The sequence below is a fragment of the Enterococcus sp. DIV2385 genome, assembly GCF_051711925.1.
Classification (GTDB): Bacteria; Bacillota; Bacilli; order Lactobacillales; family Enterococcaceae; genus Enterococcus; species Enterococcus faecalis.
Window position 1 is genome coordinate 1,440,238 of sequence record NZ_JBIONV010000001.1, and the last position, 21,958, is coordinate 1,462,195.

Annotated in this window: 22 protein-coding genes and 2 pseudogenes; 5 read left to right on the forward strand and 19 right to left on the reverse strand. The window is 37.3% G+C overall.

The window, feature by feature from the left end; genetic code table 11:
* From IGM04_RS07065 to ptb, 8 genes and pseudogenes are all read right to left on the reverse strand, one after another.
* Entirely contained in the window at window positions 1-1,053 is a 1,053-nt protein-coding gene (locus IGM04_RS07065; RefSeq protein WP_002384478.1) for a PTS sugar transporter subunit IIC, read from the reverse strand.
* Window positions 1,054-1,196: 143 nt separating this feature from the next.
* Window positions 1,197-2,132: pseudogene (locus IGM04_RS07070) on the reverse strand (dihydrolipoamide acetyltransferase family protein); the annotation flags it as partial.
* Window positions 2,133-2,324: 192 nt separating this feature from the next.
* Window positions 2,325-2,495: pseudogene (locus tag IGM04_RS07075) on the reverse strand (biotin/lipoyl-containing protein); the annotation flags it as partial.
* 23 nt (window positions 2,496-2,518) lie between these two features.
* The gene (locus IGM04_RS07080) at window positions 2,519-3,505 is read right to left on the reverse strand and encodes an alpha-ketoacid dehydrogenase subunit beta (RefSeq protein WP_002357475.1); all 987 of its coding nucleotides are present in this window, start codon (window positions 3,503-3,505) and stop codon (window positions 2,519-2,521) included.
* 21 nt (window positions 3,506-3,526) lie between these two features.
* Window positions 3,527-4,519, reverse strand: a complete 993-nt coding sequence (locus tag IGM04_RS07085) for a thiamine pyrophosphate-dependent dehydrogenase E1 component subunit alpha (RefSeq protein ID WP_086317906.1) — start codon at window positions 4,517-4,519, stop codon at window positions 3,527-3,529.
* Between the two features lie 10 nt (window positions 4,520-4,529).
* Complete coding sequence (gene lpdA, locus IGM04_RS07090; RefSeq protein ID WP_086317907.1) at window positions 4,530-5,939, reverse strand: dihydrolipoyl dehydrogenase; 1,410 nt, start codon at window positions 5,937-5,939, stop codon at window positions 4,530-4,532.
* A gap of 5 nt (window positions 5,940-5,944) precedes the next feature.
* Window positions 5,945-7,027, reverse strand: a complete 1,083-nt coding sequence (gene buk / locus IGM04_RS07095) for a butyrate kinase (protein ID WP_010710313.1) — start codon at window positions 7,025-7,027, stop codon at window positions 5,945-5,947.
* An 18-nt stretch (window positions 7,028-7,045) separates the two neighbouring features.
* Window positions 7,046-7,867 (reverse strand): branched-chain phosphotransacylase, encoded by an 822-nt coding sequence (ptb, locus tag IGM04_RS07100; protein WP_086317908.1) that lies wholly within the window; start codon window positions 7,865-7,867, stop codon window positions 7,046-7,048.
* 282 nt (window positions 7,868-8,149) lie between these two features.
* Between ptb and IGM04_RS07105 the strand changes: the two genes are divergently transcribed.
* Entirely contained in the window at window positions 8,150-9,184 is a 1,035-nt protein-coding gene (locus tag IGM04_RS07105; protein WP_086317909.1) for a YdcF family protein, read from the forward strand.
* 59 nt (window positions 9,185-9,243) lie between these two features.
* On the opposite strand, the gene IGM04_RS07110 is transcribed toward IGM04_RS07105, so the two are convergent.
* Both IGM04_RS07110 and IGM04_RS07115 read right to left on the reverse strand, forming a co-directional pair.
* A complete protein-coding gene (locus IGM04_RS07110; RefSeq protein ID WP_086317910.1) occupies window positions 9,244-9,966 on the reverse strand; it encodes a TraX family protein in 723 nt (240 codons plus the stop codon).
* A 104-nt stretch (window positions 9,967-10,070) separates the two neighbouring features.
* Window positions 10,071-10,823 carry a DUF7006 family protein gene (locus tag IGM04_RS07115; RefSeq protein WP_002382359.1) on the reverse strand — a complete coding sequence of 251 codons (753 nt, stop codon included), beginning with the start codon at window positions 10,821-10,823 and terminating at the stop codon, window positions 10,071-10,073.
* Window positions 10,824-11,019: 196 nt separating this feature from the next.
* Between IGM04_RS07115 and IGM04_RS07120 the strand changes: the two genes are divergently transcribed.
* The 4 genes from IGM04_RS07120 (at window position 11,020) to IGM04_RS07135 (ending at window position 13,959) form a co-directional block, all read left to right on the forward strand.
* On the forward strand, window positions 11,020-11,814 hold the full coding sequence (locus IGM04_RS07120) for an SDR family NAD(P)-dependent oxidoreductase (protein WP_002364009.1): 795 nt from the start codon (window positions 11,020-11,022) through the stop codon (window positions 11,812-11,814).
* A gap of 128 nt (window positions 11,815-11,942) precedes the next feature.
* Window positions 11,943-12,371 (forward strand): MarR family winged helix-turn-helix transcriptional regulator, encoded by a 429-nt coding sequence (locus IGM04_RS07125; protein ID WP_002366740.1) that lies wholly within the window; start codon window positions 11,943-11,945, stop codon window positions 12,369-12,371.
* Between the two features lie 10 nt (window positions 12,372-12,381).
* Window positions 12,382-13,344 (forward strand): ring-cleaving dioxygenase, encoded by a 963-nt coding sequence (locus IGM04_RS07130; protein ID WP_033601946.1) that lies wholly within the window; start codon window positions 12,382-12,384, stop codon window positions 13,342-13,344.
* 12 nt (window positions 13,345-13,356) lie between these two features.
* Window positions 13,357-13,959 (forward strand): alpha/beta hydrolase, encoded by a 603-nt coding sequence (locus IGM04_RS07135; RefSeq protein WP_002378362.1) that lies wholly within the window; start codon window positions 13,357-13,359, stop codon window positions 13,957-13,959.
* Window positions 13,960-14,038: 79 nt separating this feature from the next.
* Here IGM04_RS07135 and IGM04_RS07140 read toward each other — a convergent pair whose 3' ends face one another.
* The 9 genes from IGM04_RS07140 to IGM04_RS07180 all read right to left on the reverse strand — a co-directional run bounded on the left by IGM04_RS07140 (window position 14,039) and on the right by IGM04_RS07180 (window position 21,941).
* Window positions 14,039-15,007, reverse strand: a complete 969-nt coding sequence (locus IGM04_RS07140; RefSeq protein ID WP_002415541.1) for an NADP-dependent oxidoreductase — start codon at window positions 15,005-15,007, stop codon at window positions 14,039-14,041.
* A 90-nt stretch (window positions 15,008-15,097) separates the two neighbouring features.
* On the reverse strand, window positions 15,098-16,381 hold the full coding sequence (locus IGM04_RS07145) for an ABC transporter permease (protein WP_002378364.1): 1,284 nt from the start codon (window positions 16,379-16,381) through the stop codon (window positions 15,098-15,100).
* A complete protein-coding gene (locus IGM04_RS07150; protein ID WP_002357457.1) occupies window positions 16,382-17,062 on the reverse strand; it encodes an ABC transporter ATP-binding protein in 681 nt (226 codons plus the stop codon).
* Window positions 17,063-17,254: 192 nt separating this feature from the next.
* On the reverse strand, window positions 17,255-17,986 hold the full coding sequence (locus tag IGM04_RS07155) for a hypothetical protein (RefSeq protein WP_002398322.1): 732 nt from the start codon (window positions 17,984-17,986) through the stop codon (window positions 17,255-17,257).
* Between the two features lies 1 nt (window position 17,987).
* A complete protein-coding gene (locus IGM04_RS07160; RefSeq protein ID WP_002409464.1) occupies window positions 17,988-18,842 on the reverse strand; it encodes an ATP-binding cassette domain-containing protein in 855 nt (284 codons plus the stop codon).
* Complete coding sequence (locus tag IGM04_RS07165; protein WP_002357453.1) at window positions 18,839-19,207, reverse strand: GntR family transcriptional regulator; 369 nt, start codon at window positions 19,205-19,207, stop codon at window positions 18,839-18,841. Before IGM04_RS07165 ends, IGM04_RS07160 begins: the two co-directional genes overlap by 4 nt.
* 148 nt (window positions 19,208-19,355) lie before the next feature.
* Window positions 19,356-19,811 (reverse strand): hypothetical protein, encoded by a 456-nt coding sequence (locus IGM04_RS07170; RefSeq protein WP_016616862.1) that lies wholly within the window; start codon window positions 19,809-19,811, stop codon window positions 19,356-19,358.
* Between the two features lie 114 nt (window positions 19,812-19,925).
* Window positions 19,926-20,480: a signal peptidase I gene (lepB, locus tag IGM04_RS07175; protein ID WP_002382369.1), complete on the reverse strand. Its 555-nt coding sequence runs from the start codon at window positions 20,478-20,480 to the stop codon at window positions 19,926-19,928.
* A gap of 18 nt (window positions 20,481-20,498) precedes the next feature.
* Entirely contained in the window at window positions 20,499-21,941 is a 1,443-nt protein-coding gene (locus IGM04_RS07180) for a S41 family peptidase (RefSeq protein WP_002378365.1), read from the reverse strand.
* Between the last annotated feature and the right edge of the window lie 17 nt (window positions 21,942-21,958).

A 21,958-nucleotide genomic window follows, 5' to 3' on the forward strand; every position in this document is an offset into this window, starting at 1 on the left:
CTAGCCTTGATAAGCAAAGACGACTTTACTATCATAAAGTTTCAACACTTTTTCAAATAAGAATTTTGAGAATAAACCCGCGACAATTGGAACAACAAACCAAGAAAAGAGTAAGGGTAAGATCCCTAAGCCCGCATCCAATGAAGCAAGTGGTCCCACGAGTCCAACCAAGCCAAATCCAGCCGATTGTGGGGTTCCTGAAATGTTGAATAGAACCACAGGAATTGCTGAAATAGTCGCTGTAAATAAACAAGGAATTAAAATAATTGGGTATTTAAATAAGTTAGGCATCATCATTTTCATACCGCCCAAAGAGACAGCCAGTGTCACTCCTGATTGGTTGACATTCCAAGAATTAATCACAAGAACAACAGTTGTGGCTGCAATTCCCATTGCAGCAGCACCTGCAGACAAGCCATTCAACTGAATCGCCAAACCGATTGCCACAGTAGTGATTGGTGAAATAATCAGTGCAGCAAATGAACAAGCAATTAAAATACTCATGATAATTGGCTGGAAATCAGTAAAATTGTTAATCACTTTCCCAATGGCAACCGTGATTTGTGTCACATATGGGTAAATCAACATGCCAAACAAGCCTGCACCTACTCCAACAACGATCGGTAAAGCAATGATTTCCACTGAACCGAATTTTTTATCGATGACTAATAAAAGTAAGACTGCAACAGAAGCGGTAATCATAATATTAATGATGTCACCAGTGCCTGCACCAATAAAGCCTTTCACTTCTGAATTAAATTTAATCACGCCAGAGCCAGCAAATGCTGCACCGCCAGCAATCATCATTTTCTGTGGCGTTAAGCCAAATTGAAAAGCAATCAGTCCACCAATAATTAAAGGGGTGGCTAGTTGGAAAATTTGCGCCGCATGAATAATCATTTCGATAATCTTGTATTCTGCAAAATATTTTAAAATGGCTCCTAATACAGCATTGGGAATTAAGGCGATAATGGTGCCGGAAGCTGTTCCAGCTAACACTTTGTTAAAAAATATTCTTGGGGTTAATTGAGCATCCAGTTTATCAGTGGGCATTTTCAACACTCCTATTGATTATTTTTGTTTTTTTAAAAAAAGTTTGAGAATGATTGAACTTTCTGTTAGATAAAGAGCGGCCTCAAAGAAGAGCGCTTATTTCTTTGAGGCGCTTTTTATTTAACTAAAGCAAGGAACGATTTTTAATATACATCCGTATCCGCATTATATTTCGCTAAATTATCTTTAACATCTCGCAAGAACTTACCTGCTTGTTGTCCATCTAAAATTCGATGATCAATAGAAAGACATAAGTTAACCATATCTGCCACTTTAAAGCCTCCATCTGCGGTTGGCACAAGGCGTTTATTAATTGACTCTACTTGTAATATCGCAGCTTGTGGATGGTTAATAATTCCCATCGATTGGACGGAACCTAGTGTTCCAGTATTATTAAGAGTAAAGGTCCCTCCTTGCATTTCTTTGCTTGCTAGCGTTCCTTGTCGGACTTCTTGTGCCAAGCGATTGATTTCTTTAGCTAGCCCTGCAATCGAATAGTTATCCGCTTGTTGAATCACTGGCACGTAAAGATGCTCGTCTGTCGTTACAGCTATGGATAAATTAACATCTTTATGATAAATAATTGAGCCATCATCCCAAGATGTATTGATTTTTGGATTTTTCTTTAACGCTTGAATGACTGCTTTGGCAAAAAATGGGAAGAAGCTTAGAGACAGGCCTTCTTGTTGTTTAAATTCATCTTTTAATGAATTTCTAAGTTGGACTAAGTTGGTCACATCCGCTTCCACCATTAACCAAGCGTGAGGGATTTCGTTGACACTTTGAACCATTTTTTTAGCAATTGCTTTACGTACAGGATCTGCAGAGACAATTTTATCTGTGGTTGTTTCAGTTGGACTAGCTGTTGCGGCGCTTTCATTTTGCGAAGCAACTGGCTCCTCTGAAATTGAAGGGCTAGTTCCTGGACTCACTGTTTTCTCAGGTGTTCTTGCCTGTGTTGGTGTAAAGTTTGTAACATCTTTTCTAGTAATTCGACCATCACGACCTGTCCCTGTAACTTGTGTTAAATCAATCTTTTTTTCTTGGGCAATTTTAAGGACTGCTGGGGAATAACGACCATTATTTTTTTGATGGGACGTCGCAGTGCTTGTTGTTTCAACCGTTTCATGTTCTTGTGCTTGTTCCGCACTTGCTTCTTTCACTGGTGCTAAAGTAGCTTCTTCTGTTTTTTCGGTTGTTTCTTCTGTCTCTAACGTCATCACCGCTGTTCCGATGGGCACATCTGTATCTAGAGAAATCAGAAATTCTTTTACTACACCATCAAAATCTGATGGGACTTCCGTGGTGACTTTATCAGAAACGACTTCCATTAAGGGATCATAGCGTTTCACTGAATCTCCTGGTTTAACTAACCATTGGACAATGGCTGCCTCTGTGACACTTTCGCCTAGATGAGGCATTTTGATTTCTTTTGTGGCCATTTATTTTTTCCTCCTTGCTTCAATTAAAATTCTGCTAATTCTTTCATTGCTGCTAATACTTGCTCTTCATTGATTAAAAATTCTCTTTCTAAAGGTAATGCATAAGGCATGCTTGGACAATCAGGTCCTGCAAGTCGTTGAATCGGTGCATCTAAATCAAAGAGAGCATCTTCTGAAATCATTGCTGCAATTTCACTCATCACGCTGCCTTCTTTATTGTCTTCTGTTACGAGTAAGACCTTCCCTGTTTTCTTAGCTGCAGCCACTAATGTTTCGCGATCTAAAGGATATAATGAGCGAACATCGACGATTTCGGCATCAATTCCTTCAGCGGCTAGTTTTTCCGCCGCAGCTAAAGCTAATTGCAAGGTCATGCCGTAACTAATCACGGTTAAATCACTACCCGTTCTAACGACATTGGCTTTGTCAATTGGTACGATATAATCATCTGCAGGCACTTCATCTTTTAGTAGACGATATAAACGCTTATGTTCGTAAAAAATGACTGGATCATCGGAACGAATCGCTGCTTTAATCATCCCTTTTGCATCATAAGGATTAGAGGGGGTCACAACTCTTAATCCTGGTTGTCCACAAAAAACTTTTTCTGTAGACTGAGAATGATACAGCCCACCACGAACACCGCCGCCATAAGGTGTCCGATAAACGATTGGCGCAGTCCAATCGCCTTTTGTTCTATAGCGCATTGTCCGAGCCTCTGATAACAATTGATTGGTTGCAGGCAAAATGTAATCCGCAAATTGAAATTCACCAATTGCGCGATAGCCCATTAAACCTAAGCCGACAGCTAAACCACCAATTAAGCCTTCTGTTAACGGTGTATTAAAACAACGCTCGTCACCGTATTTAGCAGCTAAACCCTTTGTTACACCGAACACGCCGCCTTTGTCGCCGCCGACATCTTCTCCAAAAATAACTACTTTTTCATCACGAGCCATTTCTTCAGAAATTCCTAAGTTAATTGCTTCTAAATAAGTCATCTCAGCCATTATATTTCTTCTCCTCTTCTCTTATTTTGCATATACTTCTTCTAAAATTGATGTCGGTACAGGATCTGGCATTGCTTCTGCTTCATCCGTTGCTTGATTGATTTCTGCACGAATTTCTTCATCAATTTTGGCAATGTCTTCGTCTGTTAAATAGCCCTCTTCTAATAATTGTTTTTCAAAAAGCTTCACTGCATCGTTTTTTTTCATCTCTTCAATTTCTTCTTTTGAACGATAAACAGATTGATCATCGTCAGCGGAATGAGAAGTCAAGCGCGAAACCATTAATTCAATCAATTTTGGTCCTTTTTTCCCGCGAGCCGCTTTTACTGCTTCTTTAAATGCTAGATAGACTTCAGTAAAATCACTACCATCAACGGTCACACCTTCAAAGCCATAAGCTTTTGCGCGATCGGCCATTCGTTTATTGGCATACTGTTCTTCAATTGGGACAGAAATCGCATATTCATTATTTTCAACAACAAAAATGACTGGTAATTTTTTTACGCCTGCAAAGTTCATAGCTTCTTGGACTTCTCCTTGATTGGCAGAGCCTTCCCCAGTGGTGGTCAATGCAACAAAATCAGCTTTTTGAAGTTGCGCTGCATAACCAACACCTGTCGCTAATGGCATTTGTGTACTTACTGTTGAAGAGAAGGAAACAATATTATGCTCTTTTGAACCATAATGATTCGGCATTTGACGACCATGGGAAGAAGGATCCGCTTCTTTTCCAAAAGAACTCATTAAAATATCTTTGGAGGTCATGCCCCAAACCAAGCACGCGGTCATATCACGATAATACGGTAAAAAATAATCTTTTTGAGGATCAAAAGCCATCGCCATCGCTACTTGTGCAACTTCTGCCCCTTGACCAGAAATATTGAAAGAGGTCTTACCAATTCTTGTTAATTGCCACAACCGTTCGTCTAAACGACGTCCTCTTAGTACTTCACGATATGCCTGAATCAATTCTTCTTTTGATAAACCCGATTTTTTAAGCGTTTTCATTTTCATCAACCTTTCTCTATTTGTGAATCGCTAAGCCATAAGTATCTAAGGCTGCTTCTTGCAATACTTCTGTCATTGTTGGATGCGCATGGATTGCTTCACCAATTTCAATGGGCGCGGCATCTAAATACATGGCAGTACTTGCTTCGGCAATTAAATCCGTGACATGTGGCCCAATCATAGAAACCCCTAATAAATCATCGGTCTTCTTGTCACGAATTACTTCTATAAAGCCATCTGTTTCTCCATAAACAAGTGATTTACCATTACCATTAAAATTAAAGGTGCCAATTACTACTTCTTTTTCTGCTGGTAAAGTTTCTCTAGTATAGCCGACACTTGCTATTTCAGGATTTGTATAAACACCTCGAGGCACGTTTGTATAATTTAAAGGTTCAACTGTCTCGCCTAAAAGATGCTGAACAGCTAACTCTCCTTCTTTCATAGCCACATGTGCTAGTTGGAGTGTATCGATACAATCACCAATCGCATAAATATGTCCTTCTGTAGTTTGATAAAATTCATTTACTTCAATGCCTTTGTCAGTATATTTCACTGAGGTATTCTGTAACCCTAACTTATTGATATTGGGCTGACGTCCAATTGCTACCATGACTTTGTTAACGGTGAGGGTTTCTTGTCCTGCAACTTCTACTTGAACCTTCTGTCCGGTAACTTTCGCTTCTTGGACTTTGCTACCTAATAAAATGCTAATTCCTCGTTGCTCTAAACGTTTCTTTAATTCTTTAGAAATTGTTGCACTCTCATTTATAAGTAAACGATCCAAAAATTCAATGATAGTTACGTTGACACCTAAACTATTTAATAAAGAAGCCCACTCGACACCAATAACGCCACCACCAATAATTGCAATTGATTCTGGTAATTCTTCTAATTCAAGCATCCCATCAGAAGATAAGATAAATTCTTCATCCAGTGGCAAATTAGGTAACGTTTTAGGACTAGAGCCTGTCGCAATAATGACATTTTTAGGAACGATAATTTCTTCTTCCCGTGTTGGATCATTAAACGTAACTGCCACTGCGCCAGAGACTGGTGAAAAAATAGAGGGACCTAAAATTGCACCTTCGCCTGCTAAAATTTTGATTTTATTTTTCTTGCATAAGCCTTCAACACCTTTGTGTAACTGCTCAATAATTCCTTCTTTCCGTTGTTGTATTTTAGAAAAATCAATGGACGCTGCCTCTGTTTCAATCCCAAAAGAAGCCGCTTGTTTTAAGGTATCAAAAACCTCTGCGCTTCTTAATAAAGCTTTTGTAGGGATACAGCCTTTGTGCAAACAAGTGCCACCTAATTTGTATTTTTCAACAATTGTGACGTTTAGCCCTTTTTGTGCAGCTCGAATTGCTGCTACATAGCCTCCTGTTCCGCCACCTAAAATCAGTAAATCTGTTTGTTCCGCCATTTTGATCACTCCTGCTCAATTTTTGCTTCACTATAATTTAAAGCTTGTTCTTCCCCTGTTAATACTCGATTGACGCCTTCATATAAAGCAGCCATCTCCATTTCACCTGGGTAAACCTTAATTGGTGCAATCCAAGTGATTTTTTGACTAATTTCTTGAACAACGGTTTGCGAGTAGGCTGCGCCCCCTGTTAAAATAATTGCATCAATTGTGCCTTCAAGAACTACGGCCATCTCGCCAATACTTTTTGCGATTTGGTAACACATTCCTTTTAAATAGTAATTTGCTGTTTGATCACCTGCAGCTATTTGTGCTTGGATATGCCGTAAATCTGTTTCACCTAGGTATGATTTAAGACCGCTATTCCCCGCAATTAGCTTTTTCACTTGGCTAATCGTCAACTCCTGTTCAAGTATCCATTGCGCAAATTCAACGAGCGGTAAGGCGCCACTGCGTTCAGGCGTATAAGGACCTTCACCATCAAGCCCATTTACCACATCCACCATGCGGCCTTTTTGATGCGCCCCCAAGCTAATGCCCCCACCTAAATGAACAACGATAAAATTGCTTTGCTCATATGTTTTCCCTAAATCCTCAGCGATTTTTCGAGCGACCGCTTTTTGATTTAAGGCGTGACCAACGCTACGCCGGTGAATGCCTTTTAATCCGGAAATCCTGGCTAATGGCTGTAGCTCATCTACAACAACAGGATCGACAATAAAGGCTGGCACGTGATATTTTTCTGCAAACTCATTAGCTAAAATCGCCCCTAAATTTGAAGCATGGGTATTAAAGCGTTCTGTCCGCAAGTCTTCTAGCATTTGTTGATCGACAAGATACGTACCGCCAGGAATAGGCTTAAGCAAACCACCACGCCCTACGACAGCGGCTAATTGTGTGATGTTATGTGTTTCTAAAAATTCCGCGATCATTTGTTTTCGAAATGGTGTTTGACTGACAACATTTTCAAAAGGTGCCAATTCTTGGACGCTATGTCTAAGCGTTTCTTCCGCCAAGCAATCATGATTAGCAAAAAGCGCTAACTTCGTGGAGGTCGATCCAGGATTAATAACCAATACTGTTTCCATTGTTTTCTGCTCCTTTTTTTAAACTTGTCTCATGGCAAATCTTAATGAATGAAATTTGCTTTCTGTCGAATCACTTCTAGATGTTAAAACGACTGGGACTTTTGTGCCAACAATCGTTCCTCCCACCTTTGCGTGCCCAAACAAGGTTAATGATTTGTATAAACAATTTCCAACATCAATAGTTGGGACCACTAAAATATCTGCATCCCCCATGATAGGACCGCTGTAACGTTTATGCGCAACCGCTTCTTCAGAGGTCGCTAAATCAAGCGAAAGTGGACCAAAAACCGTAGCCTCTTGTTGATCATTAAAATGTGCCGTGACTTCTTTTGCTAGAACAGACGAAGGCATTTTAGGATTGAAATTTTCCGCTGCGCTTAACAAAGCAATTTTCGGGCGGTGCAGTCCCAATTTTTGGGCGACTTCTTTAGCATTTTCAACAATTTCAATGAGTGTCGCTTGAGTGGGGGCGATATTCATCGCACAATCGGTTAACAAGAAGGTTTTCCCCGCAGTCAGCTCCACCATTGCTACATGGGAAAGAATTGGTTTATTCTTTAATTGATGCTCACTTTTCAATATTTCTTTTAGTAATGTGTGGGTCTGAATAATTCCTTTCAATAAAATTTGTGCTTGACCGGTTGCAACTAGACTGACAGCTTCCCGTGCTACCGCGGCCTCATCTGAGCAATGAACATATTTCCAGAGATTTTCAGTATCAAGATTTTCGTTTGTATCAAATACAATAAACTGCAATGGTTGCTCGGCTTCTTTTAGTGCTTTTTTAACTAGCTGTAAAATCTCTGGTTGTGAACCTCCTGCAATTGAAACAGTGATCATTTTCTCACCTCATTTTTTCTTCTTTACACTTTAAATCTACCTCAGTATGTAAGCGCATACAAATTGTTAATTTTTATGTCCTTATTAATATTTTTTATAGAGAAGGAAAAGCTTAGTAAATCAAGCTTTTCTTTCTCTAAACAATTGTTATCTAATTTACTTTTCATGAAAAAACTTCTTTTCTAAGAATGAAAGGAAAACTTATGCTTCGGCACAGCTGTTTATTTATGTCAGATCCTAAAGCATGTTATACTTTAGATACTTATTTTTAGGAGGAATTAAATGGCACTACTACTATTCTTTTTGTTTATCGCCCTACTAGGATTTGGTATATTAAAAATTAATAACCGCAGTATCCTCGGCGGTATCACTCTGGCTTCTGGCACCTTATTGTCATTAGTCACCTTACTATTTATCGGACTAGACAAAATTTATTTACATTTTAAGAATGGCGACCTCATTACCTTGGCCATTGCTTATCTATTAATTCCCGCTGTGTTTATCGGCATTTGCCTTTACTTTATTTTTAACTCACGTACGATGCAAACGAAAGAAGGCAAAAGTGTCACGGCTAAATTGTCGGCGGGCTTAGGGTTGAACTTATTAATTGCTTTACCAGCCTTGCTATATTTATTATCAGTTGGCACAGCGCAAATACCTTATGTGCTTTTTCTGTTCTTACTTTTTCTATTGTTAATGGATCTTTTGCTGACCTTTCTATTTGCTGCTTACGTCTTGTATTCATGGATGTACCAAATGATTCCTTTAAAAAAAGCGGTTGATTATATCATTGTTTTAGGTTCGGGAATTCGTAGCGAGGAAGTACCTCCACTTTTGAAGAGTCGGTTAGATAAAGGAATTGAATATTATGAAAAAAATCCCACCGCTAAATTTGTAGTCAGCGGTGGTCAAGGTCCTGACGAACCTGTGGCCGAAGCTTTCGCAATGAAAAAATATTTGCTTTCACAAAATATTCCTGCAGAAGTAATTTTGATGGAGGACCAATCCACAACCACTTATGAAAATATGTTGTTTTCTAAAGCAATCATTCAGGCAGATTGGCAAAAGATGCCGTCTGATTCTAAACAACCCTCTGTTATTTTTTCAACAAATAACTATCATGTCTTACGAGGAGCTATGTATGCCCATCGTGTCGGCTTAAAAGCTGAAGGTGTCGGGGCGCCAACTGCCTTATATTTTTTACCAACTGCTCTAATCCGAGAATACATTGCCTTACTGGTTCATGATAAGCGAATTGTGCTTTTTGTTTTTCTACTTGTCACTCTTCTTTTAGGAATCAGTATCTTACCCATCTAAAAAAATAGCGACTCACATTTTTGTGAGTCGCTGTTTTTATTTTTTTAATATAAAAAGGTTTAATGAACGTAATTGGCTATCAATGCAATCAGCCATAAATGAAGCGGATAGAATCCGTAAAATAAATATTTGAAAAATGGTGCTTTGCTCCCTCTCTCACCATTGTAAAGCGATATAAATGGTAACACAGTGATAAACATAAAATCAGAATTATAAGCTAACATTTCAATTGTCGTTGGCCAATCTCCCAACCATTGAAAACTTGTAACTAAGAAAAAGAGCGCTAATGCACCATATAAACAGTTCCGTAAGACAAGTCTCTTTCTGGCAAGATACGTAATCAACATAAAAGGTAACATCACAACGCCACCTTCAGCAAACATTGCTCCTATTCCTAAAATGGCTAATATACTAATCAATAAAACAATTTTTAAACTGATTTTTGGCATCTCTAGCATCGCTTTTGTCACAATTAACATACTGACACCAAGGGCTAAGGTGAAGAAAATATTGTCGTGAACAGCGACAGCTGGATTATTCACTAAATGATTTAGCAGCGTATTTCCAACAAACATGATTGCTGCCCAAATATACAAACGACCATTGTAGCGATAAACATTCCGTGTATAGTTGAACCCTTCTACAGCCATGTAACCAAAAAACACACCGACACAACGAGTAATTACATGAAAAATCAGTGCCCATTCTGGCGGAACAAAATAACTAATATGGTCAAGAACCATTAACCCCATCATCAATAACTTTAAGCGATTTGCGTTCATGAATCGTCTCCTTTATTTTTTCTACAGAAACTATCATATCTTTTTATATAACAGAAAACAACGAACATTCTTGTTAGATTCAACCATTCTTTTTGTCACTTTTGTTAAACTTGGTACCGCAAAGATAAATCTTCAAATAAATAATGTTGGTATTTAAATTGTTCAAAATGAATTTTTCGAATTTCTTGCTTAATGGCTGTTAAGCATTCATCGACCGTCATCAATGATTCTTCTTTCAGAAGCGCCTCTTCTATTAATAATTTGCATTGGCAGTCAATCAATAAAAGTTGACTATAGAATGTGTAAAATGTTTCTTTATTTAATTTTTCAATCAAATTTTTAGCTTGATTCTGCAGCTTTTGATAACATTTGGTCAATTTTTGATAATCCATTAAATCAACTAACTGACCTTGTTTTAACATGTTACTAAAGTCTAAATCCCAAAGCATTTCTTTAGTCGGCTGTTGCAATAAATAATACATAGAATGACTACTAATAATTTCAGTGGTCGGTTCTTCAATTGTTTCATAAAAAGTCACAAAATATTCTCGCTCAATCACAGTAATAATTTCTTCTTCTGAAAGCTCACAATCTTCTAAATTTTGATAGAATATCAATAATTTAATCCGTTCATCTATTTTATTCAGCGAAGCGACTAATTCAGGAAAAAGAACCGACTGACAATTCTCTACTAATTCTCTTGCCTTATTTTGTTCATTTTTATAAAAGTTGTATAACTTTTTCCGCTGTTTTAACGAGTTTAATAAGTTATCGGGTATATTCCAGTAATATTGTTTCTTCATAGCATTCCCACTCTTCTTTTTTATGTACAATTTTACAAAATTGGTCTTAGCCAATTTCGTCTCTAGTTATTCTATCAAAAAAGTGACGCTTTTTTACTGACAATAATTACTCGTTTTACGCCCAAAAAGTGAAAACTCAGCTGTTAAGTAATTATTGGGGCTTGTTTCCCTAGGGCCGAAAAAACTTTTTCCTTTTAAAAGTCCAGAAAAAGACCTACACTAGAGATAGACAAACGTTGGAGGGATTTAAATGGATTTACACTTAACGAATAAATTAGCATTAATTACTGGTTCAACCAAAGGAATTGGCAAAGCAATTGCGATTGAAATGGCTCGTGAAGGGACCGATGTCATTATCAATGGGCGCAATGAAGCCGAAGTAACTAAAGTTGTTAAAGAAATACAAACAATGTTTCCAGACACTCATCCTCAAGCAGGGACTGCCGATATTTCCATTGAAAGTCAACGAGCTACTTTGCTTGAAAAATTCCCTAAAGTCGACATTTTAGTGAACAATATGGGGATTTTTGAGCCAATGGAATACTGGGACATCGATGACGCCACTTGGGAAAAATTTTTTACTGTGAACGTGTTGTCAGGCAATGCATTAGCAAAAGCTTATCTACCTAAAATGCTTGCACAAGATTTTGGTCGCATTATTTTCATCGCTAGCGAAGAAGCGGTGATGCCTTCTGGCGAAATGCCCCAATATAGCATGACAAAAACGATGAATCTTTCCTTAGCTAAAAGTTTATCCAACTTAACTGTTGGCACACATGTCACCGTTAACACGGTTATGCCTGGCTCAACCCTTACCGAAGGTGTAGAAAAAATGTTGGAAGATATGTACGCTGATTCAGACATTCCCAAAGAGGATTGGGAAAAAGATTTCATGAAAAATCATCGTTCTCGTTCACAAATCCAACGGCTCATTCGACCAGAAGAAATTGGTCGTTTTGTTACCTTTGTGGCCAGCCCAGATTCTTCTTCTTTCTCAGGAGAAGCCTTAAGAATCGATGGCGGCTTAGTTCCAACAATCTTCTAAAATAAACAAAAAAGACAGCCAGCAAAAATTCACATTTTTTGCTGGCTGTCTTTTTAAGCATATTAATTGATTACTTACCAAAAGTAAGTTATATTTATCTCGAATTCGAAATAAAAAGAGGTGAAACAATGAACCAACAGCAAGAAGCTTTAAAAGCCTATATCGGTTTATTAAGAACCAGCCATCGACTAGAGCAACTTGCCAAGCAAGATGTCACTTGTTATGACTTAAACATTACAGAATTTTCAGTATTAGAGCTGTTACTCCATAAAGGTCCTCAGACCATCCAAAAAATTAAGGAGAAAATTTTAATCGCTAGCAGTAGCACCACTTATGTTATTGACCAATTACATAAAAAAGGCTATGTAACGCGCACCCCCAGTGAAAAAGACCGACGCATTACTTACGTTGAATTAACAGAAGCTGGAAAAACATTAATTGAAGAAATTTTCCCGACGCATGCAAAGCGAATTGCAGAAGCATTTGAACAACTCTCTTCCGAAGAATTAACACTTCTTCAAAAAACTTTACGAAAAATAACAAATGAAACGAAATGAGGAAATAATGATGAAAAAAGAAGATCAATTATTAGGAATCCACCACGTTACAGCTATGACAAGTGATGCAGAAAAAAACTATCACTTCTTTACAGATGTTTTAGGGATGCGTTTAGTCAAAAAAACAGTGAATCAAGATGATATCTATACTTACCACACCTATTTTGCCGATGATTTGGGTACACCAGGTACAACCATGACCTTTTTCGATTTTCCCAATAACCCTAAAGGATTAAAAGGAACCAATACAATTTCAAGAACAGGGTTCCGGGTTCCTTCAGATGCAGCTTTGACTTATTATGAAAATCGCTTCAATGAATTTGCTGTCAAACACACAGGTATTTCTGAAGAATTCGGGAAAAAGGTCCTTCGCTTTTGGGATTTTGATGATCAAGCGTATCAATTAATCTCTGATGAATTAAATCAGGGCGTTGCAGCGGGCATCCCTTGGAAAAAAGGACCTGTTCCAACAGAATTTGCGATTTATGGCTTAGGACCTGTCGAAATAGCTATTTCCTATTTTCATGAATTCAAAGAAGTCTTTGAAGAAATTCTAGGCTTTCACGTAGTGGCACAAGAAGGCAATCGCTATTTACTAGAAGTTGGCCAAGGTGGCAATGGTGCTCAAGTCATTTTGGTAGACGATGATACTAGCTCACAAGCGCAACAAGGATATGGTGAAGTACATCACGTTGCATTCCGCCTAGCGGATCGTAAATCACTTGGGACTTGGCAAGCGCTCTTTGATCATTTAGGCTTACAAAACTCTGGCTATGTCGATCGTTATTACTTTGAATCATTGTATGTTCGCATTGGACATATTTTAGTCGAATTAGCCACCGATGAACCAGGATTTATGGGGGACGAACCTTACGAAACATTAGGAGAAAAGTTATCTCTTGCGCCATTTTTAGAAAACCGTCGTGAGTATATTGAGAGTGTTATCAAGCCGTTCAATACAAAACGAGCCTAAGGAGGAAAAAACATGCATTCAATTTTTAAAAAAGGACATCTTGAAGCACCTGTCTTTGTGCTACTTCACGGTACAGGTGGTGATGAAACAGCTCTCCTACCAATTGCTCAAGAACTAAATAAACAAGCTACTGTGCTAAGTATTCGTGGTGATGTTTCAGAAAATGGAATGAATCGTTATTTTAAGCGCCTAGCGGAAGGTCATTATGACTTAGAAGATCTAGAAAAACGCGGCGAGGCGCTTCATAAGTTTATTCAACAAGCCGCTAACGAGCATCAATTTTCATTGGATAAAATTATTTTTATTGGCTATTCAAATGGGGCCAATATCGCTATTCAATTATTGCTTACTCACCCCGACAGCTACCATCAAGCTGTCCTCTATCATCCCATGTTTCCTGTTGAATTGACCAATCAACCAGACTTGACCGACACTTCTGTTTTATTATCTCTAGGAGAGCATGACCCGATTGTCCCACTTCCTGAGAGTATGCGTGTGATTCAACTATTTCAGAATCATGGAGCAACCGTACAAGAGGTTTGGACACAAAGTCATCAATTAACTTATCAAGAAATTAAGGAAACACAAACTTGGTTGGCACATCTGTCCTCTTAACAAAAAAGTGGGTCCTAAGTCGAAATGACTTAGGACCCACTTTTTCTATTTTAAGATAATTCACTGTCTGAGCTTCTTTTTATTCTGCCATTTGAACAACTATTTTACCAACTGCATGGTGCGTTTCACTGAGTGCATGTGCATCATAAATCCCTTGTCTAGAAAAAGGGAAAACTTCACCAATAATTGATTTCACTTTTCCAGCTGCCATCAAATCAGCAATTTTTTGTAATTGTTCTCCATTTGGTTGAAGCCAAATACTTTCAGCAGTAATATTTTTTTCGGCTGCCAATTGTTTATCTTCAATGCCCACAATTGAAACAAGACGACCTGTGTTTGGTTTTAAGACGTCAAAACTATTTTTTTGAACCTCACCACCCATTGTATCAAAAACCAAATCAACATCAGCTAATACCTCTGCAAAATTCGTTGTATGATAATCAATCACTTCATCTGCACCAATTTTTTTCAGTAAGGCATGATTTTTTGCGCTAGCGGTCGTGATGACATGTGCGCCCGCTTCTTTTGCTAGTTGAATCGCATAAGTACCGACCCCACCTGCACCAGCATGAATTAAAACAGTTTCTCCTTCTTTAAGGTGACCATGATCAAACAATGCTTGCCAAGCGGTTAAACCAGCCAACGGAACGGCAGCCGCTTCTTCAAAACTAATTGTTTCAGGGATTTTTGCTAATAAATGATCATCCACAATCGTTACTTCTGCATAGGTACCAAAACGAGTAGTTTCAGGACGAGCAAAAACTTTATCGCCAACTTGCCAATCCGTTACTTGACTCCCCACCTCTGTAATCACACCAGCGACATCCCAACCAAGAATAATCGGAAAGGACCAATCAAACATCTGTTTTAAATATCCTTCACGCAATTTCCAATCAATCGGATTAATTGATGTCGCGTATTCTTTTACCAACACTTGATGTTCCGATAATTTCGGTAGTGTTACTTCTGCTTCTTCAAGTACCTCTTTACTTCCGTACTGATTAATCACAACAGCTTTCATAAACCAACTTCCTCTCATTTGTTTCATTTTTCACACTTTTAGTATACGCCTATTGCCTTCTTTTTATATAAGAATATGCTTTAGTTAAATTGAGAGAAAGTGGCTGTTTTTAGTCTATTATTCATAACGTAAAGATTCAATTGGATCTAATTTTGCTGCTCTTCGAGCTGGTAAAGTTCCTGCTAAAAAAGCAATAAACATAATAACTAAGATAATCGTTAGTGAAGATGGCAATGAAAATTGAATTAATTTAAATCCTGTTAAAGCCTTTAAAAAAGAATCCGTTGCTAAACGATTAACTAAATTTCCAACCCCAACAGCTCCTAAAATGCCTAATATTGAGCCAAAAAAGCCAATTAAAGCCGCCTCAACACTAAAAATTGTAAAGACTTTCCCGTTGCTAAGTCCCATGGCTTTCATTAAACCAATTTCTCGCGTTCTTTCTTGGACAGACATATACAGCGTGTTAATAATGCCAAAGCTTGCAGCTAACAAGGCAATTGCACCAAACATGGTTAAAACGCCAGTGATTGCATTGATTATATTACGAATCATGCCAATTTCATCTTCGACAGTAGTCGCTAAATAGCCAGCTTTGTCTAAATCTTTTTTGATGTCCTTAATCTGCTCTGGCGTGCTGTCTTTTTTAACTTCAGCAATAATCATCGCGTATTGATTTTTTAAATGTTCTGGAAGATCTGCTTGATTGATTGAGACAACTTTATCAATCAATGCTTTATTCATCAACGAGAGCCCATTTTGAATGACACTGGCATTTCTAACGCCAACAATTTTTGCTTCAATAACTTGCTCTTGTCCTTTCAAGGAACTTGAGATACCTAATTGAACTGTTTCTCCCACGGCAGCTTTACTAGATGTATAGCCGAGCGCTTTTACATATTCTGGTGACAAATTAATTTCGAAGTCCTGGCTCGTTTGCGAAACTTTACGGCCAGCCGCTAAATCAATGGTCATCTCATCTAGCGCAGAAGTAGCTGAAAATACATATTTATACTTATCTGCTCCTTTTATATAATCGATAGCAACGGATTTCATTGGTTCCACTGATGTAACATCCGAGATTTTTTTAATCTTCTCAATATCTTTTTCAGCAAGCATACTTTGTTGTTGAATCGTACTGGTTTTTTTCTCTGGATTATATTTACTTGGTTCTGTTCCGTTACCAACATTCATCTCCATTTTTGGCTGAATAAATAGCTGATTTGCACCACCGACACTGCCGACTTGTTTGTCAATATAATCATTTACACCAATATTGACTCCTGTAGTTAAAGCTATGGTAAATGCTCCAATAAAGATTGCAATAATGGTCAATACGGTTCGACCTTTATTACGCATTAAATTGGTACTAGCTGATTTTAAAATATCTCTAAATTTCATTTACTCATCTCCTCCTACAATCAAGCCGTCTCGAACATGAACTTGCCGATCACAACGTGCTGCTAAGTCTGGATCATGTGTCACAATAATTAAGGTAATTCCTTTATTTTTATTTAAATCAAATAACAATTCTTCAATTTTCTTCCCAGTGGCAGAATCTAAATTCCCTGTAGGTTCATCTGCAAAAATAATTTGCGGATTATTAACTAAAGCACGCGCTATACATACCCGTTGTTTTTGGCCACCAGATAAATTATTCGCTTTATTTTGAACTTTATCTTCCAAACCGACTGCTTTTAACGCATCTAAAGCCATCTTTTTCCTCTTGCTACCGGAAATCCCACCAATTTTTAATGGTAAAAGAACATTATTTAAAACTGTATCCTTGGCATTCATAAAGAATTGTTGAAAAACAAAACCAAATTCTTCATTTCTCGTTTTATTCAGCACTTTCTTTCTAATACTAGTAACATTTTTACCATTTAAATAAATATCTCCTGAAGTTGGTTGATCTAACAATGCCAAAATGTGCATAAATGTTGATTTCCCAGAGCCACTTTTACCAATTATGGCCACAGATTCACCTTTTTCAACTTTTAAATCAACACCTTTTAACGCATCAAATTTTGTTTCGTTCTTTCCATAACTTTTTTTAATATTTTTTGCTTCAATTACCGCCATGTTACCCCTCCATTTTTCATTCTTTGTCGTTTACTTATTTACAAAGTTTTTTACTCTTTTCATACTCCTTTCTTCTCTTTCTATTTTGACGGAAGCCCTTTCCTTTGTCATGGTACTTCCGATGTATCTCTCAATTAAAACAATAAGAACATGTTCCAAATTCACCTCATTGAACATGTTCTTATTAATTAGTTATGCATTTACGCGTTTAATTTCACGATGTTTATTCAATAAATAGGCCAAGCCAAGATTAATACCAACAAAGCAACTGATTGTCAGAAGAAGTGGCAGGACAGTAAAACCAGTGGATTGATAACCAACCATTGTTTGCAAGACATGGAGCATTCTCAGGCGCATTGGTGCCCCCCCTAATTGTGCAATCGTGCCCAGTAAAATAGGAATCATTAATAACAGCAATAAAACAATGAGTTTTTTTACGCCATCTATCCGATCATTAAAGACACCTGCTAACAAGCCAAGTGAGCCACTAAGCATTAGTAAGATAAAAAAGAGCAACCACGACATGAAAAAGTTTCCTTGCGCATAGACATCAATTAATTTCATTGATAATTGAAAATGAGAAATGAAATTGCCGCTAAATACTTTAATCAGTACAAGTACAGCCAAGGATCCAACCAAAGATAAAATAGCATTACTTACAAAATTCACCAAAAAAATCGTCCAGCGGGAAAGCCCGTTTTGAATAAACAGTTTAAAATCTGTGTTTACCCCTAAAAATGATAGTATCCCCATAAAAACCAGACAAGGAATTACTGCATCAGAGCTGACAGTATTCACGTCGTTAGAAAAGAGCAACCCAATAAGAGGAAAAAGAATGCCGAACAAAGCATAAAAGCCAAAATAAATTGCTAAGGAACGGACTTGATAAATAACACGATACTGCAAAGCTGTTTTAAATTTCATTTTACTTTTCCTTCTTTCTATTGGTTAATTGTACAAAATATGTTTGTAAATTTAGCGGCGCAATTTGAACCTCTGCTTTTTCAGTCGGCAAGTCGCCGTACACGTAAGCCGTAACTGCTCCACCTAAAGTGTCCATGCCTAAGATTTCCAATGACTGAGTATAGCGCTCTACTTGTTCTTTCGGCCCAGAAACAATGCGACCGTTTTTCAAAATTGTTTCAATAGATTCTGCGCGAATCAATTTTCCTTGATCAATGATGATAATATCTTCTAATAAATTCGCAATTTCTTCAATCAAATGGGTGGAAATCACAAACGTACGGGGACGTTCTTGGTATGTCTCAATTAAATAAGTATAAAATAATTCCCGATGATTGGCGTCTAAACCTAAGACTGGCTCATCTAAAAAAATATACTCACAGGGGACGGATAGCGCCACTATTAGTTTAGCAATACTCCGATAACCAGTTGATAATTTTTTGAATGTCTTTTTACTATCTAAACCAAAATCGCTTAACATTTGTTCGGCCAAAGACCAGTCAAAGGATCCATAAAAACCTTCAGTCGTTTTAAAAATATCTTTAATTTTTAACTGAGGAGGAAACAAATTATCTTCACTCATTAAGTAAATATGAGTCAAAGCAGCCTCATTATCGGTCACTGTTTCTCCCGCCAATTTAACGGAACCTGAAGTGGCAAAACTTCGATTATTAATGATATTTAATAACGTACTTTTACCAGCCCCGTTTCTGCCTAAGAGCCCATAAATCGTTTCTTTTTCAAAAGTAATTGAAATATTATCTAGTGCTTTTTTTTGATGATATTTTTTACTTACTGATTCCACCCGCAAACTCATGCGTCATACCCTCTTTCAATTAGTTGTTTTAATTGTTCAGCTGTAATCCCTAATTTTTTAGCTTCTGCGACAACTTCTAAGACTTCTTTATTTAAAAATTCTTCTTTCCGTGCACTTCTTACTCTCTCTTGAGCGCCTGGTAAAACAAACATGCCAATCCCCCGTTTCTTTTCAATCAACTGTCGTTCTACTAATAAATTCATTCCTTTTAAAACGGTGGCTGGATTGATTTGATAACTTTTTGATATTTCTGTGGTTGAGGGAATTTGTTCGCCTTCTAAGTAAGCGCCATTAAAAATTCCTTCGGCAATCTGATCGGCTACTTGCTGAAATAAAGGCTTTTCCCCCGAAAAATTAAATTCCATTTTTACACCTCGCTTAAATGGTTAACTACTTATGTAACTAACTGTATACCCTAGAAATTCTTTTGTCAATAAAAAAACCATTGTTTCCAAAGAAATTTTTCTTTGAAAACAATGGCGATACTTTTGAGTTTATTAAATGATTTCGTTCTTATAGGGTTCCATTGTATAACAATTCATCGGTTGTTTCGTTGACAATTTTTAAGCGATTTTGTTTTTTTATCAAAATACTTTTATAGGTCGTTCCTGTAGCCTTTTCTTCCATCACAAGAATGCGTTTATACTCATTATCAGTGACTTTCTTAATCGTTGTTTGATTTAAGGACGGGATTTTTTCTTTTAGCGTTTTTTCTTCCGCCAGACCTTTTAAGATTTCTGATTCTGTAGTGGAACTTGTGGATTTACTAGAATCGCTTGATACACCTTCGTTATTAGACGCACTTTCAGATGACTTGCGACTTGATTCGGTTACTTTAGGCTGTGATGATTCACTGGTATTGGTTGAATTCATTTGGGTTTGGGTTTGGGTTTGGTTTCCACATGCACCAATCAGTAACCCAACACCTAAGATAGAACTTGCTAAAATTGTTTTTCTAATCATTTGCATGACCTCCTACATCTATCATTACTTTAACCTTAACATTTTTCAGCTAAGAGAACAATTTTTCAGATTAGAAAAGACCACTAGTCGTTATTTAAATAAACGAACTAGTGGTCTTACTTATTTAGGAATGATCTTCATATGAGTGAGTGGGTAATAAACAAATTGTGCTTTCCCTAAGATTTGATCTGCATGTATTGCACCAAAAGAACGACTGTCTTTAGACATACGGCGATTATCACCAAGCACAAAATAGCTATCTTTAGGTAATTTTTCTTGCATTAACAATTCTTTTGAATCAAAATTCGTAGTATAAGGCATCGTTTCATGATCTTTTTTTCTGTTTTTAGTTAAATACGGTTCAGCGATTGGCTGATTATTGACATATAATTGATCGTTTTCGTAACGCACAGCTTCTCCTGGTAAACCAATCACACGTTTAATCAGAATCGATCCTGTGTCTGTTTTAAAGACCACCACATCAAACCGTTTAATTGCGGAGAATTTTTCCATCACAATCATATCTCCTTGATTCAAGGTTTTTTGCATGGAATGGCCATCCACCCGAACAGGAATCAGGAAAAATCCTCTTAAAATAAAAACGGCTACGATTGCTGGTACTAAAATTTTCAGAAAGTACATTAAATACCCAACATAATCACGTTTCTTCTTCAACTTCGTGCCACCTTTTTTCTAGTTTTTTTGAATTTCTTTGACTGCTGTATCGTAGGCAGCGTCATTTTCAAGAATTAATTTACCTAAAGTGGCTTCAATTTTTGTGGCTGTTTCATTGTCGATTTCTCCAGTTACAGGCAAGCCATTTTTCTGTTGAAGATCGCTAACCGCTGCTTTTGTTTCTGCGGTGTAGTTTGCATTGTTTTCATCAACAGGATACGCTAATACAGCTAAAATAGCATTTAAGTTCTGAATATCTTCAGATTGATCTCCTTCTTTTAGCGTTTTATCGCGAGGAATCAATTTTAAATAGGCATACTCGGGGTAATCAGCTTTGATGGTTGGTTCAATTCCTTTTTCGTTGATCCATTCGCCTTTTGGTGTTAACCATTTTAAAACAGTCAATTTTATTTCGGTTTGGTCATTTAAATCCTTCACCGTTTGGACCGTTCCTTTGCCAAATGTTTTCGTTCCAATTAATGGGACATTCGCAGATTCATGCAGTGCTGCAGCAAAAATTTCGGATGCACTGGCACTATTGCCATCAATGATAACTGCAACAGGTTCTTTTACTTTAAAGCCGTCGTCTAATTCTTTGGAAGCAACTTCTTTCATCGTACGACCTTTTTTGTCTTCAAATTGAACAATTGTTTCGCCATTTTTTAAAAACATACTGGCCATTCGCTCTGCTTGATCTAGCAGTCCACCAGGATTTTGGCGTACATCAATTACAAAGGATTTAGCTCCTTTGTCACGTAAATTCGTGATTGTTTCTTTCAATTCTTGATATGTTTTTTTACCAAAGGACGTAATTTTAATCGAGCCAATTTGTGCATCTTTTTTGTCTAACTCACCTGTCACTGTTTTAACGGGAATTTTCCCACGTTTGATTAAGATATTTTTAGTTTCTCCCTCTCTTTGGATAGTCAATTCAACGGAAGTTCCTTTTTTACCTCGGACTTTTGAGACGACTTCTGCTAGTTTCATCCCTTTTGTAGCTGTACCATCAACTTTTTCAATAATATCGCCTTCTTTGATTCCCGCTTTTTCAGCTGGGGAATCTGCTACAGGGGCCTCTGCTACAACTGGTTCGCCATCTTTCATTGTCATAGTGGCACCAATTCCTTCAAAATCGCCAGATAAGCTTTCGTTTAAATCATTGGCAGCAGATTCATTTAGATAAGTTGAGTATGGATCTCCAATGGCTTCAGACATGCCTTTTAAGGCGCCTTCAACTAATTCATTTTTATCTACTTCACCTACATAATTGGTACTAATTTCATTATATAAATCCTGCACTTTGCTTAAATCAGCATTGGTAATTGCCCCTTCTTGACTCATCTTTTTAACACGATGATCAAAATAAATATAACTACTTCCTCCAGCTAAAAATGCGACACAGAGGAGCGAAATAATATATTGATAAAAAGGAACAGTTCGTTTGTTCTTCATAGATTTCATCTCATTTCTAACAAATT

What these genes read in the sequence shown, in the direction of transcription:
- IGM04_RS07065 (WP_002384478.1), bottom strand. Translation starts at nt 1,053, where the DNA reads ATGCCCACTGATAAACTGGATGCTCAATTAACCCCAAGAATATTTTTT.
- IGM04_RS07080 (WP_002357475.1), bottom strand. Translation starts at nt 3,505, where the DNA reads ATGGCTGAGATGACTTATTTAGAAGCAATTAACTTAGGAATTTCTGAA.
- IGM04_RS07085 (WP_086317906.1), bottom strand. Translation starts at nt 4,519, where the DNA reads ATGAAAATGAAAACGCTTAAAAAATCGGGTTTATCAAAAGAAGAATTG.
- lpdA (WP_086317907.1), bottom strand. Translation starts at nt 5,939, where the DNA reads ATGGCGGAACAAACAGATTTACTGATTTTAGGTGGCGGAACAGGAGGC.
- buk (WP_010710313.1), bottom strand. Translation starts at nt 7,027, where the DNA reads ATGGAAACAGTATTGGTTATTAATCCTGGATCGACCTCCACGAAGTTA.
- ptb (WP_086317908.1), bottom strand. Translation starts at nt 7,867, where the DNA reads ATGATCACTGTTTCAATTGCAGGAGGTTCACAACCAGAGATTTTACAG.
- IGM04_RS07105 (WP_086317909.1), top strand. Translation starts at nt 8,150, where the DNA reads ATGGCACTACTACTATTCTTTTTGTTTATCGCCCTACTAGGATTTGGT.
- IGM04_RS07110 (WP_086317910.1), bottom strand. Translation starts at nt 9,966, where the DNA reads ATGAACGCAAATCGCTTAAAGTTATTGATGATGGGGTTAATGGTTCTT.
- IGM04_RS07120 (WP_002364009.1), top strand. Translation starts at nt 11,020, where the DNA reads ATGGATTTACACTTAACGAATAAATTAGCATTAATTACTGGTTCAACC.
- IGM04_RS07125 (WP_002366740.1), top strand. Translation starts at nt 11,943, where the DNA reads ATGAACCAACAGCAAGAAGCTTTAAAAGCCTATATCGGTTTATTAAGA.
- IGM04_RS07130 (WP_033601946.1), top strand. Translation starts at nt 12,382, where the DNA reads ATGAAAAAAGAAGATCAATTATTAGGAATCCACCACGTTACAGCTATG.
- IGM04_RS07135 (WP_002378362.1), top strand. Translation starts at nt 13,357, where the DNA reads ATGCATTCAATTTTTAAAAAAGGACATCTTGAAGCACCTGTCTTTGTG.
- IGM04_RS07140 (WP_002415541.1), bottom strand. Translation starts at nt 15,007, where the DNA reads ATGAAACAAATGAGAGGAAGTTGGTTTATGAAAGCTGTTGTGATTAAT.
- IGM04_RS07145 (WP_002378364.1), bottom strand. Translation starts at nt 16,381, where the DNA reads ATGAAATTTAGAGATATTTTAAAATCAGCTAGTACCAATTTAATGCGT.
- IGM04_RS07150 (WP_002357457.1), bottom strand. Translation starts at nt 17,062, where the DNA reads ATGGCGGTAATTGAAGCAAAAAATATTAAAAAAAGTTATGGAAAGAAC.
- IGM04_RS07155 (WP_002398322.1), bottom strand. Translation starts at nt 17,986, where the DNA reads ATGAAATTTAAAACAGCTTTGCAGTATCGTGTTATTTATCAAGTCCGT.
- IGM04_RS07160 (WP_002409464.1), bottom strand. Translation starts at nt 18,842, where the DNA reads ATGAGTTTGCGGGTGGAATCAGTAAGTAAAAAATATCATCAAAAAAAA.
- IGM04_RS07165 (WP_002357453.1), bottom strand. Translation starts at nt 19,207, where the DNA reads ATGGAATTTAATTTTTCGGGGGAAAAGCCTTTATTTCAGCAAGTAGCC.
- IGM04_RS07170 (WP_016616862.1), bottom strand. Translation starts at nt 19,811, where the DNA reads ATGCAAATGATTAGAAAAACAATTTTAGCAAGTTCTATCTTAGGTGTT.
- IGM04_RS07180 (WP_002378365.1), bottom strand. Translation starts at nt 21,941, where the DNA reads ATGAAATCTATGAAGAACAAACGAACTGTTCCTTTTTATCAATATATT.